Here is a 228-nt window from a genome sequence, read left to right as displayed (position 1 = left end):
GCCGGCATAGATCTCGCGCGACACGCCGATCGAGTACCAGAGGTAGTCGGGCGTGCCGAAAAGCGGGTTGCGCTCGATCCACTGGTGGCCGAGCCGGGCCGAGGCGGTGAAGCCATAGGGCAACGTCACGTCGGCGCCGCCCTCGACGTAAAAGCCGTCGCCCGAGCGGCCGAAGAAGTTCGGCGAGTAGTTGAAGGCGCCCATCAGCTTGACGATGTCGATGGTGTA

At 64.9% G+C, this 228-nt stretch carries 1 pseudogene; it reads right to left on the bottom strand.

Annotated features, from left to right (window positions below):
- Positions 1-228: pseudogene (locus tag JMJ56_RS33525) on the bottom strand (TorF family putative porin); the annotation flags it as partial.

This window comes from Belnapia arida (assembly GCF_016773205.1).
GTDB lineage: Bacteria > Pseudomonadota > Alphaproteobacteria > Acetobacterales > Acetobacteraceae > Belnapia > Belnapia arida.
This window is presented reverse-complemented; position numbering and strand designations above follow the sequence as displayed.